Below are 14,163 nucleotides of genomic sequence, written 5' to 3' on the forward strand. Positions count from 1 at the left end.
TTGAATATGACCGTTGCCCTTAAAAAGCAGCTCGATGAAAGCCTGCGCGACGCACAGTTGGCGTTCTACCTGAACAAGGTCGTGCCCAATAACGCCAAGACAAGGAACCTGAAGCTCAAGACGGCCCAGGACCTCTACGAATACTGGCTGCTCGACGTCCTGGTCAGCCAGGATGTACCCACCACGCCTGTGGCGTGTGCCATCGCCAGCCTGCAGCAATACATCCATCGCATCCTGATGAACATGGAGCCCGGTTACGACTCGAACGACATAACCGCCGAACACCTGCGCACGTGGCGCAACGAGATGCATCAGTACCCGACCTGGGCGGCCCATCAAAAGCTGCTCTACTTTCCCGCCACGTATCTGGAGCCATCGCTCAGGACCAACAAGAGCGACAACTTCCGACAACTGGAAAACGACCTCAACCAGCATCGACTCCAACCCGAAGCGGTTCAGTCGGCAGTCCTGGCCTACCTGAACCGACTCGAAGAAGTCGCCAACCTGAATATTCTCAATGGCTACGTCGACGGCGAGGACTTTGCCAACAGCACCTATTACTTCATTGCCAAATCAAGGTCCGAAAACACCTACTTCTGGCGCTCCCTGGACATGGCTCAACGCCCCCTCGACGGTCCCCCGCCGCAACCGCCCGCCACCCCAGCCAAACTTGACCCGCCGGCCCCATACGCCTGGTCCGACTGGGAAAAGGCCGACGTGCCTATCCCCGACAGTGCCGCCGAACACTCGGTACGTCCGGTCTGGTTCAACAATCGCTTGTTCGTCATATGGGCCGAATGCATCCATCAGGATCCGGCCACCCGCATTGCCCACACGAACTCCAGCACCGCCCAGCCTGGCCCGAGCGCGCCGCTGTTGCGCCTGAGCTTGTGTTACAGAAAACAGGATGGCAGTTGGAGTACTCCGCGTGTTTGCCTGCAAGGTTATTGCCAGGACACAGCGTTGCGCGACAAGGACGTACAGGCCATCAAGCCGCTGTTGGGTAGCGTTGCAACACACCAGCGCAAAGGCTCGCAGCATTTTCTCTTCCTCGCGTTGTGTGTCAGGGGCTCCCAGACTGACTCGGCCAGCCGCTTCATTTTCATTGAAACGACTTGCATCGATAAAAACCTCAGCCACGAAGTTGAGCGTTCAGACACAACAAAAGCACCAGGGGCCAAAAAGTACCTGCAGTACCCAAGCGCTGAGCAAGCGCTCCTGGACAGCAGTGCCCACCGCATTCAGGCCAAGGTGCCCCTGCAAACGAAAGAAGAGTCTCCGGTCACTGATGTTTACGCCGGTGCACAAGGCAAGCTGCCTGTCACCGATGTTTACTACAGCGAACAAACCGAGGCCGCAGCCACTAACGCTCACCGGAACACCAAAGAAGCGAGCGTTGAAACAGCAACGGAAACGGGTATCCGCTTGGACCAGGATCCTCCTGCCAAGCGCCTCACACCCGACATCACCTATGTGACATCAAGCCTGGGCACCAGCCAATTGCTGGATTTTTCCAACTCCGCGATCAGTGACAGCGACGCCAAAGACCAACCACGCCAGCCGATCAGGTTGAACACCGTGTTCGCCGCAGAACTGATCCGGCGAACCGAAAACAGCCTGGATGAACTGTTCGATTGGGAGACGCAACACCTGCCGGAACCCGTCTTGCCAGGTGCTCCCAGCGCGCGGATGGACTTCCACGGGCCTTATGGTCGTTACTTCACGGAGCTATTCCTCTACGTACCGTGGCTGGTCGCCGAACGGTTGAGCAGCGAGCACCGCTACGAGGAGGCCGAACGCTGGCTGCGCTATGTCTTCGATCCGGGGCGTGGGCGTGATGAGTGTTGGAAGAGTGTCCCGCTGGTCGGCACTCACACCTCTGCCTATGCCGATCAGGCCCCCCATGACCCGCACCAGATTGCCCTCAGTCATCCGGTGCACTTTCGCAAGGCGCTGTACTTTCTTTACCTGGACATCCTGATCAATCGTGGCGACGCCGCCTACCGCGAGCAGACCGCCGATAGCCTTAGCGAGGCGAAGCTATGGTACGTGCGAGCACTGGACCTGCTGGGCCCACGGCCGGTCGTGCAACCGGTCGATCAGTGGAACACCGTCAGCCTGCAGACGTTGAGCGAAACAACCAACCGCCACCTGCGCACATTTGAACGCTCACTGGCTCGCTCAAGCGCCACCCCCACGTTGCTGATTCGCAAAGACAGTTCACAGCCCACGTTGCCGAGCATCGACAGTCCGCAGTTGCGCTTGCCGTTCAACCCCGAGCTGCTCAAGCGCTGGGACATTACCGAAAGTCGCTTGTACAACCTGCGGCATAACCTCGACATCGCCGGCAAACCGCTGCACTTGCCGATATTCGCGGCCCCGCTGGACCCTCGCGCCTTACCCGGCGCCACCCCCCTGAACATCCCGGGCAATGCCGCGCAAGGACTGCCAGATATAAACCATGCGCACTATCGTTTCACGGTCATGCACAGCCAGGCCCTGGGTGCGGTTGAAAGCCTCAGCCAGTTCGGCGCCACGCTGCTTTCGCTGATCGAACGCAAGGAACAGGCGCAATTGCAGGAGCTTCAACAACAGCAAGTCTGGGACCTGGCGAAAATCTCCGTCGACCTGCAACGCCAGGCACTGAACGTCGATCGCCATAACCGCCAGGCGCTGTTGGCCAGTAAAGCGATCATCCAGAACCGGGCCAGCCACTACCATCACTTGCTGGAGCAAGGTATCAGTGAGGCCGAGCGGCAGGCCAGTCACCTCTACCTGCGCAGCGGCGCATTCGAGCTCGATGTATCCCGCGCCCAGGTCGTGGCTGGCGGCCTCATGGTGACGCCCAACATTTTCGGTTTCAGCAATGGCGGCTGTCGCTGGGAGGGTGCGCTGCACGCGACCACTGCCCTCGCCCAAGGCGCCGCCGTCTCTCATCGGACCTCGGCAGCCCATCTCGACCGTACGGCACAGTTCAGTCGTCGCCGGGAAGAGTGGATCCTGGCTCGCCATCAGGCTTTGCTGGAACTGAACCAGATCGATGCGCAACTGGGGCATTTCGCCGAGCAGGAAACGGCCACGCGCCTGCAGCTACGCCTGGCCGAATCGAGCCTGAACCAGGCCAAGGCCAACTACGACTTTTTCCGCAAGCGCTTTACCAAAACGCAACTGTACCAATGGCTGAACAGCCAATTTGCCACACTCTACCGCCAAGCCTACGACGCGACACTGGCACTGTGCCTGGCCGCCGAAGCCTGCTGGCAGTATGAACTGGCGGACTTCAACAGGCGCTTCATTCAACCCGGCAACTGGAACGCCACCTATCGAGGGCTCGGCGCGGGCGAGCAATTGAAGCTGAACCTGTTGAACATGCAGGCCGAATACTTGCGAGCCAACGCCCGCGAGCTGGAAATTCGCAAGACAGTATCGCTGCGCCAGTTGAAGAGCAAAACCGCGACCAGCACGATCAACAAAGACTGGGCACAGCTTCACGCCGACCTGATGGCGGGAAAGTGCGAATTCGAGCTGACCCACGAGCTGTTCGAAGACGACTACAAGGATCAGCAGCATTACCTGCGACGCATCAAAACCATCAGCGTCTCCTTGCCGACCATCGTCGGCCCGTATGAAAACATCCGGGCCACGTTGACCCAGACCGCCAGCAAAGTGTTCCTGTCGGCAGAGGGCCCGGCCCTGGAAAGCCGCCGCGCCAACCAACAGATTGCGCTTTCCACCGGGGTCGACGATAACGGCCTGTTCACCCTGGCTTTCAACGATGAACGCTATCTGCCTTTCGAATACACCGGGGCGATCTCCACCTGGTGCCTGACCTTCCCAAACCCCGAAGCACAAAAGGATCTGCTTGAATCCCTGACCGACATCATCGTGCATGTGAGCTACACGGCCAGGGCCGGTGGAGGTTCGCTATGACTGAGCCCAATGCATTGCCTGTGAACACGCCAGCGCTGCCCAAGGGCGGCGGCGCCATCCAGAGCATTGGCAAAGGCTGGGGCACCATCGGCGCCCACGGCACGGCGTCCTATGAGATCGCCCTGCCGATTTCGCCGGGGCGCGGCTTTGCGCCCTCCTTGTCGCTGGGGTACACCAGCTCGGCCGGCAATAGCGTGTTCGGCATCGGCTGGGGGCTGTCACTCCCCTGCGTGGCTCGCCGCACCAGCCACGGTGTACCGGCCTACACCGAAGATGACGAGATCCTCGGCCCAAGCGGCGTCGTGTGGTTGCCCGAACGAGATCCACAAGGCGTCATCCGCTCAACCCGCATCGACCGCTACAACACGCTGGAGCTGGACGAGGCCTATACAGTGACGCGCCACTTCCCGAGCATTGAAAGCAGCTTCGACCGCATTGAGCGCTGGGCATCGGACCATGACAAAGCGGGTTTCTGGCTGATACACGGCGCCGATGGCAGCCTCCATGTGTTCGGAAAAAATCCTGCATCGCGCCGGGCCGATCCCAAGGATGCGAGTCGGGTAGGCGAATGGTTGCTGGAAGAAAGCCTGAACGCCCACGGCGAGCACATCCTCTACCAATACCAGGCAGACGCAACGGCCCAGCGCTACCTGAGCCGGGTGAGCTATGGCAATTTCGCGGCCGATGCGAACCTCTATTCGTGGACCAGCGAACGGTTGAAGCCGGTGCAATGGCACTTCGAATTGCTGTTCGACTATGGCGAGCGCAGCACGGAGTACTCGCAGCAACCACGCTATGAAGGCCAGCAGTGGCAAACCCGCAGCGATGCATTTTCCAGCTTCGCCTACGGCTTTGAGCTCCGCACACAACGGTTGTGCCACCAGGTGTTGATGTTTCACCGTTTTCCCGATGAGTTGGGAGAGCCCCCCGTTCTGGTGCGCCGCCTGTTACTCGAATACCGCCAGACGCCCCTGGGCTATCACCACCTGATCGCAGCCCATGACCAAGCGTTCGACGACTCGCCGACCATTGCCAATCGTCCTCCTGTGGAGTTCAGCTACAGCGAGTTCAAGCCCCCGTTCGAACCCCAATCCTGGCACAACATGCCACCGCTCAACGAAGCGCAAGGCTATCAACTGGTGGACCTGTACGGCGAAGGTCTGCCGGGCGTGCTCTGTCGAAGCGATGCCGGTTGGTATTACCGCGAACCCATTCGGGCCAAGGCCCAAAGCAATGAAGTGGCTTACGGCCAATGGCGGTCGTTGCCGCGCATTCCCGTGGCCGATCCTGTCAAACCCATGGGCCAGTCACTGAGTGACCTGACCGGCGATGGTCGCTTGGACTGGGTCATTGCCGAGCCAGGGTTGAGCGGTTTTTTCTCCCTGGGCCCCAATCGAGACTGGTCGAACTTCGCCACGTTCAAGGCGTTCCCTGCGGAGTTTTTCCAGCCACAAGGGCAGTTGGCCGACCTGATGGGCGCCGGTCTCAGTGACTTGGCGTTGATCGGCCCACGCAGCGTGCGCCTGTACGCCAATCAGCGCGAACAGGGGTTTGCGCCAGCGCGAGAAGTGCCCCGTGACGAAGATGACGACGCCCTGGCGCTGCTCAGCTCATCACCCAGCGAGCTGGTGGCCTTCAGCGACATGCTGGGCAGTGGAGAGCCGCACCTGGTGCGTATTCGTCATGACGAAGTGAAGTGCTGGCCCAACCTGGGCCGTGGACGCTTCGGCAGAGGCATCGTGCTGGGCTCGCCGGGCCTTGCCTACGAGAACTTCGACGCCGCGCGGATCCGCCTGGCGGACCTGGATGGCTCCGGCGCCGCCGACCTGATCTACCTGCAAGCCGATCAGGCGCTGATCTTCATGAACCGCGGCGGCAATGGCTTCAGTCCTCCGGTCGCGCTGCCCTGGCCACCGGGTCTGCGCTACGACCGCTTGTGCCAGGTGAGTATCGCCGACCTGCAAGGGCTCGGCTGTTCCAGCCTGATCCTGAGTGCGCCGCACATGAACCCCCAACAACATTGGCGCTACGACTTCGTCAGGGAAAAACCGTATCTGCTCACCGGCACCAATAACAATATGGGCGCCGCCAACAGCATCGGCTACCGCAGCTCGGCGCAGGAATGGCTGGATGAAAAAGCCGAAAGATCAGCCACCGACACGTCCCCTGCCTGTCATGTGCCACTGGTCCTGCACCTGGTTTCGAGCCAGACCCAGGTGGACGAGATTACCGGCAATCGTCTGTCGCAGACATTCGCTTACCGCCAAGGCTACTACGACGGTGCCGAACGGGAATTTCGTGGCTTTGGCCTGCTGTTGCAAAGCGACACTGAAACCACCCCTGACGACGCCGGCCCATCAGGCTTCAGCGCGCCTTGCCTGACCAAAACCTGGTTTCACACCGGGCAAGCGCTGGACCTGCCTCGAATCGGTTGCAGCCGAGTCGACCCACTGGCCGTGCCATTGGGCAAGACCCTGCCTTGCCAGTACCAGCCCGAGACCGGCAATGACACGCCCATGGCCCCGCCCAGCGCAGCGACGACTCTGGAAATGTCCCGCGCCCTGAGCGGTCATTTGCTGCGAAGCGAGGTCTTCGCAATCGATCCTCACCTGAACAGCCAGACGTTGTATTCGGTCCAGGAAAACCGCTACGCGATACGTTTGCTCCAGGCACCCGGAGGCAAACAACGCTATGCCCGGATGTTGCCATTGCTGTTGGAGTCCATCAGCTATCAGTACGAAGGCCTGAGCGACGACCCGCAATGCCAGCACACCTTCAATCTGCAGCACGACCTGTTTGGCGCGCTGACTCACAGCGTCAACGTTCATTACGCCCGCCGCAAAACCGCCAGCGACACCCCGCCGTTCAGCGATGCCGACCAACAGCAATGGTGGCGCGACGCCCATGATCCGGCGCAACAGGTCTACTACCTGAACGAAACCCGCGCCGAATTCATCCATCTGCAAGCCCCTCAGGGTTGGCGCCTGGGCTTGCCCTATCGCCAGCGGACCAATGCGCAGGAACGCCCCAAGGCCCCTGAAGCCGGCGGGTTGGCCATGCAAGATATGACGTATGAGACACTCATCGAACTCACCCGGGAAAGCACCTGGGAAACCCAAAGCATGCTTACGGGTCTGTCCGTGCAACGCTACAAGGACGCCACAACCGCAGAAACCCTGCCGGACGGCATCGCTCACTTCGAAGCCCTGGCCGACCATCTGGAGAGCGCCGAGCTGGACGAAACCGCCCTCAAAGCCTTTCATCTGTTGCCGCAGGACGCCCGCCCCAAGGGCAGACTGCTGGAAAGGCTCGGCTATCACCGCATGGACAGCTTCCTGCCGGCGGCCCCATCGCTGAAAAAACTCTGGTCCGTCAAAGGTGGCTTCGCGACCTACGCGCCCTTGCAAGGTTTCTACAAAATCCAGACCCTGCAAGCGAGTGAAAGCCATGGCGTGACCGAGTGCAGCTACGACAACTGCCATTGTTTTATCACCGCGTTCAAGCGACCCGATGGTTGTGTCACCCGGGCGATCCACGATTACCGCTCACTGCTGCCACGGCGCATTAGCGATCCCAACGGCAACGTACAGGAAGGCCTCGTCGATGCTTTCGGCCAAGTCCTGGCCACGACGTTTTACGGTAACGAGAACAACGCGCCGATCGGTTTCAAACCCATCGAGCAGTTCAAGCGGTCGTTATTCGACAGTCCGACGCAAGCGATCAATCAGAGCAAGGACGCCCTGCAGCACGCCGCCAGCGCCTTCTATTACGCGCCCTTCAGCTGGATGGGTTGCGTATCGGACGCCGCATTGGCCGACACCGACTGGCTGGCACGGTGCGTGGCCAACCGTGACCTGCTGCCCAGCGGGCATATCCGCGCGTCGGCTCGAACCCGGTTGTCGGCTCTGCAAGTACCGCCTGCCGACGATGTAAAACTGAAGAACCAGATCGAGGCTTCAACCCGTGAGCCGGTGCACCTCGCCGTACTGGTCGCCGACCGTTATCCCGACGACGAGCAGCAACAAATCCGCATCGCCATGACCTGCTTCGATGGTTTCGGTCGAACACTGCAAAGCAAGCAGCAGGTCGAACCGGGCATGGCCTACGTCGTCAATGCGCAGGGAGCACTGACACTCAAGGACGGCAAGCCACTGGAGCAGACCGCCGCTAAACGCTGGCGTGTCAGCGAACGGGTGGAATACAACAACAAGGGTTTGCCGATCCGCCGCTACCGCCCTTACTTCGCCGATCAGCCTCACCGCATCAACGACGAGTCCCTGCGCCAGTTCGGTCATTGCGACCGGCAGTTCTACGATGCGCTGGGCCGCCCCACCCGCACATGTCTTGCCGCACAGGAGGGTCGCAGCCCTATGCGGCGGTGTACCCGCCATGCCTGGTACACCCTGGACGAGGACGAGAACGACACACTGGAAGAAGACATGTCCGAACAAACCACGGCCACCGGAGGTGAAGCATGAACCCACGCCTTCATCGCAAGACGCCGACGATCAGCGTTGTCGACAGCCGAGGCCGGCCCGTGCGACAGGTCGCTTATTGCCGGCGTAGCGCAGACGAAGCCGCCCAAGCGCGCATTACTCGCCAACGCCACGACACGAGCGGCAGGCAAGTTGCGCAGTGGGATCCTCGGCAGTCCGGCAACACATCTGAGGCCAATCTGACCACGGTCTACAGCTTTTCCGGCAAACCACTGCTGGTGAACAGTGTCGACGCCGGCTGGCGCCTGACCCTGCCTGGCGCTGCGGGACAGATCCGGCGCAGCTGGGATCAGCGCGGCACCCAATGGCGGACCACCTACGATGATCAACTGAGGCCGACCGTCATCCACGAGCAAGTGCCTGGTCAAGATCCGCGTCGAGTCGAATGCCTGCGCTACGGCGACAGTTCGCCAGAGTCGGCAGCGCGAAACCTGTGTGGTGTACTGATCCGTCACGATGACAGCGCAGGTAGCCTGCTCATCAATGGGTATGCGCTCTGCGGCAAACCTCTGGAGCAAACCCGGCACTTCCTCGTCGATGTCACCCAGCCGGACTGGCCCGTCGATGAGAAAGCTCGCGATGCCTTGCTGGAACAGGGGCAGGGCTACACGACGCGCTGGCGCTACGACGCCCTCGCAGAGCCTATCGTGCAACTCGACGCCGCCCAGCACCAGCAACGTTATTCATTTGATGTCGCAGGCCAGCTCAAGTCCGTGAGCCTGAAATTAAAAGACGCGGCGACCGAGAAAGTCATCGTGAAGGATCTGGTCTACAACGCCTTTGGCCAGGTCGAATCCCAGGTTGCCGGCAATGGCGTGGTCAGTCGCGCCGTGTTCGATCCAGCCAATGGTCGACTGACCTCGCTCAATGCAACAGTGTCTGCCAGCACCTTGCAAGACCTGCACTACACCTACGACGCAGTGGGGAACGTGACGCAAATCGAGGACCGCGCCCAACCGGTGCAGTTCGGCAGTAACCAGCGGGTCGAAGCCATCAGCACATTCACCTACGACAGCCTCTATCAGTTGAGCAGCTCGACGGGCCGCGAAGCGGCGGGACTGACCAGCAACCCCGATATTCCCGCCTTCAGCCGAACACCGTTCGACGCTCGGCAACTGTTCAAGTTTACCGAGCACTACGAGTACGACGCGGGGGGTAACCTGATCGAACTGCGCCACGTTCGTGACCGGAACCACTACACCCGGACACTGAACATTGCCGCGACCAGCAATCGTCTCCTGTCCTGGAACAAGGGCCACTCGATGCCCGACGTGACGGCGGACTTCGATGCCCACGGCAATCTGCAGCTGTTATCCCCGGGCCAAACGCTGGAATGGAATACCCGCAACCAACTCGCCAGCGTGGTCTTGGTCCGCCGCGAAGACGGGCGCGATGACATCGAGCGCTATGGCTACGACAGCGCGGGTCAACGAGTGCGCAAGATACAAACGACCTATGCGTCGGCGGTGACTCACACCCGGGAGGTCCGCTATCTGCCGGGCCTGGAGATCCGCACCCGATACAACGAGCGCCTGGAAGTCATCACCCTGCAAGCCGGCCGCTGCAACGTCCGTTACCTGAACTGGACTGAAGGCCGGCCATCCGGCATCGCCACCGACCAACTGCGCTACAGCCTAGAAGACCATCTGGGTTCCAGCTCATTGGAGCTCGACGATGAGGGTTGGCTGATCAGCCAGGAAAGCTACTTGCCCTATGGTGGAACTGCCTGGGCGGCCTCCCGCTCGGCCGTGGAGGCCGACTACCGGACCATTCGCTACTCCGGCAAGGAACGCGACGCCAGCGGCCTGTATTACTACGGGCACCGCTACTACGCGCCATGGTTGCAACGCTGGATCAGCCCAGATCCGGCGGGGGCGGTCGACGGCTTGAACTTGTATCGCATGGTGGGAAACAACCCGTTGCGCTACACCGATCCGAACGGCCACGACAGAGAAGAATTCAATGACCTCAAGGCCGAAATAGCCGCCTACCCGGGTATTCTGGCCGAGGTGAACAACCGGGTCGGCACGCTGAACTATCAGCTCTACAACAGCATGCGCACAAAGGACATCACCAAAAGGGTTTTTCAAACCTACGCCTACAACGCACTCAATAACCTGGTCTCGCTCGGGGCCGGCGTGCTGGCAGCGCCTGGCGGATGGGTCGCAGCACTGGCCGCCATGTGCGGCAGCTCTCAAGCGATTCACGCAGTCGCCAGCAAAATAGAGGCAACACGGCACCTGCCGGAATCGATCTATCCACAGGTCAGCCGACTGGACCCCGAGGAGATAGAGCATGACGGCAGGACCGCCTCCTATGACCTGATCAGGAAGTCCCATAAGGCCATGAACGATCTGAACCCACGCACCTCCAAAGGACAAAAAAAAATATCGTTGTTGGTGACCAGTTTTATCCTGACAAAGGGCCTTCGGATCCCGGGCGCGTGGATTCCGAACTTCGAAGCGTCTACCCAGGCAACCAAAAACTCGAATGGTGTCCCGGGACAGAAAATCGAACGATTGAACGACGCGTTACTGAAGCTCGATGACAATCTGGAGCATGACTCCAACGCCATAAACACGGCATTCGATACCCTCGGCGTGGAGGAATTCTATGCCCCCGGTGCAAAAGGATCCCTGAATCGAACCCTGGACCGGATGACCAATAAGACGGGGGCCCGCACACTACGCCGCGCGGAAATACAACGTGAGATCCACGCCACCCGGGCGACGATACAACGTGGACGGGAACTGCTGTTCCGGCTTAACAAATACAACCAATCGTTAGGCCGATACTCCATTCCCTAGCCGTCATGAGCGCTCCAACCAGGAGATGATCAATCCGTCATTCATGCGCTCCACGGATTGATCATCTCGACCCCGAACAGTCGCTGCTACACACAGATCGCATTGGTAAACACCAACCGATTGCCAAACGGATCGATCACCGCCATGTCCTGGCTCCCCCAGGGCATGGCCTGGATTTGCGGGCGGGCGAAGGGGTATTGCTTGGCGAGCAGTTGTGCCTGGAAGGCTTCCAGCTCATCGGTCTCGATCCGCAGCGCCGAGCCCGGTGTGCAATCACCATGGTGTTCGGACAGGTGCAGCACGCAGTCCCCACGGGAGACTTGCAGGTACAGCGGGTAGTCGTCGCCGAAACGATGTTGCCAGTCGACGGTAAACCCCAGGAAATCGACATAGAACGCCAACGTCTTGGCTTCATCGAAGATCCGCAGGATCGGAGTGGTTTTACCGAAGCTCATGGGTTGCTCCCTGGCTGAAAAGACCCAGTGTAGATGGGTTGACCCTAGTGCTTCGGCTTAGGCCCCGGGTTCTTTAGTATCGAAGTGCCATTATTGTGGCGTCAATTAAAAATAAATTCAGCCACCCGGCCCTTCCTCAAACGCTATCCGATGGGCCGAACCCTTGGCGCAGATCGCCTTCGCGCGCCAGGAACCGCCCTGCCCTGCGCCCATTCGCCTGCCCCTCGCCATAACTCAGGACACCGTTGACCCACACCCCGTCGATGCCTTCGGCGGCTCGTTGTGGCTGGTTGAAATCGGCGACGTCGCGGATGGTTTGCGGGTTGAACAACACCAGGTCCGCCCAGTGCCCCTCACGAATTTCCCCCCGATCCTTCAAGCCAAAACGCGCTGCCGACAGGCCGGTCATTTTGTGCACGGCGGTATGCAACGGAAAAAGCCCGATATCGCGACTGAAATGTCCCAGCACCCGTGGAAAGGCGCCCCACAAGCGCGGATGGGGAAACGGGTCCTCGGGCAAACCGTCGGAACCGACCATCGACAACGGATGGGCGAGGATGCGTCGTACGTCGCTTTCATCCATGCCGTAGTACACCGCGCCGGCCGGTTGCAGGCGACGCGCTGCGTCCAGCAACGACACGCCCCACTCGCCGGCGATGTCGGCGAGATCGCGACCACCCACGTGCGGATGCGGGGTCGACCAGGTGATGGTGATGCGATGGGCATCGGTCACCTGCTTGAGGTCCAGGGTCGAGGAGCTGGCCGCGTAGGGATAACAGTCGCAGCCGACCGGATGGTTTTTTGCAGCGTTTTCCAACGCCGCTAACACCTGTGGACTACGCCCCCAGTTACCGGCACCCGCGCACTTGAGGTGAGAAATGATCACCGGGCTTTGCGCGTGGCGGCCAATGCGAAACGCTTCGTCCATGGCTTCGAGCACCGGCTCGAATTCGCTGCGCAGGTGGGTGGTGTAGATCGCACCGAAGGCCTTCAACTCTTCGCTCAACTGCATGACTTCGTCGGTGGAGGCCGAAAATGCGTTGGCATAGGCCAGCCCGGTGGACAGGCCAAGTGCGCCGGCTTCCAGGCTTTCGCGCAACTGCTGGCGCATGGCGGCGATTTCTCCGACGCTGGCGGTGCGCAACAAATCGTCCATGTGGTTACTGCGCAACGCCGTGTGGCCCACCAATGCGGCGACGTTGACCGCCGGCATGGCCGCTTCCACCGCCCCGCGATAATCCGCGAAACGTGGGTAGGCGAACGCCTGGGCGCTGCCAAGCAGGTTCATCGGGTCCGGCGGATCGCCCCGCAGGCTGACCGGTGCGGCGCTGATGCCGCAGTTGCCGACGATGACCGTGGTCACACCCTGGCTGAGCTTGGGCAGCATTTGCGGCTGGCGAATGACCACCGTGTCGTCGTGGGTGTGCACATCGATGAAGCCCGGCGCCAACACGCGGCCGGCGGCGTCGATTTCTTCAAGCGCCGGGGCATCGCCCAGGTCACCGATGCGCTCGATGCGACCGGCGCGAATCGCCACGTCGGCGTTGTAGCCGGGGCAGTCCCGGCCATCGATGACCAGTGCGTTGCGGATAAGGGTGTCGTAGGGCATGTCAGTCTCCCAGCGGCAAGTCATCGTCGCCGCCGCGGTAATCGTCCAGAGCGAGCTTGACCCGCCGCAGGCGCTCTTGATTGTCTTCAGGGTGAGCCAACGCCAGCTCGGTGGCGAGCACGTCGATGGCCAGCAGCATGCCGTAGCGCGCCGCCGTGGGTTTATAGATGAACGAGGTTTCGGCGCCTTGCAGGGGCAGCACCACATCCGCCAGTCGGGCCAGCGGCGATTCGGCGCGGGTGATGGCCAGGATCGCCGCGCCGTAGCTGCGGGCCAATTCCACCGCGCCGAGCAATTCCGGGGTGATGCCGGTGAGCGAGCAGGCAATGACCAGGTGATGTTCACTCAGGGACGTGGCCGTGATGCGCATCATCACTGGGTCGCGGCACGCGGCAATCGGGTAGCCGAAACGCACCAGCCGCACCTGCAACTCCTCACTGCACAAGGCCGACCAACCACCGAGGCCGAATGCATGAACCATCCGTGCCTTGCCGATCATCCGTACCGCATCGCCAAACCGCGACTCTTCGAACCCCGACAGATGCTGGCGCAAGGTCGACTCGATATCGCCGACGATCTGCCCATAAAACGCCGATTGTTCCGGCGCCCCGGCCGGATCGAGGAAACGGCTGCCAACGCCGCTGGCCTGGGCCAGTTGCAGGCGCAAGTCGCGAAGGTCGCGGCAGCCGACGGTGCGGGCGAAACGCGACAGCGTGGCGCTGCTGACTTCGGCCCGTTGGGCCAGTTCATCGAGGCTGGCGGAGGCGGCAAAGCCTACGTCGTCGAGCATCAGCCGGGCGATTCTTCCTTCGCCAGCGCTGAAAGAATCCTGGCGGGAGCGGATCTGGTAGAGGATGTCCATGGCG

6 protein-coding genes are annotated in these 14,163 nt (G+C 61.0%); 3 read left to right on the plus strand and 3 right to left on the minus strand.

The annotated features are described in order from the left end of the window. The first annotated feature begins 6 nt into the window (after positions 1 to 6). Genes AC30D9_RS13430 through AC30D9_RS13440 form a run of 3 tightly spaced genes read left to right on the plus strand, consistent with a single transcriptional unit; the run spans position 7 to position 11,233 of the window. A complete protein-coding gene (locus AC30D9_RS13430; protein ID WP_490144182.1) occupies positions 7 to 3,930 on the plus strand; it encodes a Tc toxin subunit A-related protein in 3,924 nt (1,307 codons plus the stop codon). Next, positions 3,927 to 8,408 carry a SpvB/TcaC N-terminal domain-containing protein gene (locus AC30D9_RS13435; RefSeq protein ID WP_490144183.1) on the plus strand — a complete coding sequence of 1,494 codons (4,482 nt, stop codon included), beginning with the start codon at positions 3,927 to 3,929 and terminating at the stop codon, positions 8,406 to 8,408. The genes AC30D9_RS13430 and AC30D9_RS13435 overlap by 4 nt, the downstream gene beginning before the upstream one ends. Continuing rightward, positions 8,405 to 11,233, plus strand: a complete 2,829-nt coding sequence (locus tag AC30D9_RS13440) for an RHS repeat-associated core domain-containing protein (RefSeq protein ID WP_490144184.1) — start codon at positions 8,405 to 8,407, stop codon at positions 11,231 to 11,233. Before AC30D9_RS13435 ends, AC30D9_RS13440 begins: the two co-directional genes overlap by 4 nt. Positions 11,234 to 11,319: 86 nt before the next feature. Here the strand turns inward: AC30D9_RS13440 and AC30D9_RS13445 are convergent, their stop codons facing one another. The 3 genes from AC30D9_RS13445 to AC30D9_RS13455 all read right to left on the minus strand — a co-directional run bounded on the left by AC30D9_RS13445 (position 11,320) and on the right by AC30D9_RS13455 (position 14,159). After that, positions 11,320 to 11,688: a glyoxalase superfamily protein gene (locus tag AC30D9_RS13445; protein ID WP_490144185.1), complete on the minus strand. Its 369-nt coding sequence runs from the start codon at positions 11,686 to 11,688 to the stop codon at positions 11,320 to 11,322. Positions 11,689 to 11,824: 136 nt separating this feature from the next. Continuing rightward, positions 11,825 to 13,297, minus strand: coding sequence for an N-acyl-D-amino-acid deacylase family protein (locus tag AC30D9_RS13450; RefSeq protein WP_490144186.1), 1,473 nt, complete (start codon positions 13,295 to 13,297; stop codon positions 11,825 to 11,827). A 1-nt stretch (position 13,298) separates the two neighbouring features. Continuing rightward, positions 13,299 to 14,159, minus strand: a complete 861-nt coding sequence (locus AC30D9_RS13455) for a MurR/RpiR family transcriptional regulator (RefSeq protein ID WP_134922741.1) — start codon at positions 14,157 to 14,159, stop codon at positions 13,299 to 13,301. Positions 14,160 to 14,163: the final 4 nt, after the last annotated feature.

Source organism: Pseudomonas sp. DF11 (assembly GCF_058148565.1).

Coding starts and splice junctions, on each gene's coding strand:
- AC30D9_RS13430 (WP_490144182.1), top strand. CDS start 7: ATGACCGTTGCCCTTAAAAAGCAGCTCGATGAAAGCCTGCGCGACGCA.
- AC30D9_RS13435 (WP_490144183.1), top strand. CDS start 3,927: ATGACTGAGCCCAATGCATTGCCTGTGAACACGCCAGCGCTGCCCAAG.
- AC30D9_RS13440 (WP_490144184.1), top strand. CDS start 8,405: ATGAACCCACGCCTTCATCGCAAGACGCCGACGATCAGCGTTGTCGAC.
- AC30D9_RS13445 (WP_490144185.1), bottom strand. CDS start 11,688: ATGAGCTTCGGTAAAACCACTCCGATCCTGCGGATCTTCGATGAAGCC.
- AC30D9_RS13450 (WP_490144186.1), bottom strand. CDS start 13,297: ATGCCCTACGACACCCTTATCCGCAACGCACTGGTCATCGATGGCCGG.
- AC30D9_RS13455 (WP_134922741.1), bottom strand. CDS start 14,159: ATGGACATCCTCTACCAGATCCGCTCCCGCCAGGATTCTTTCAGCGCT.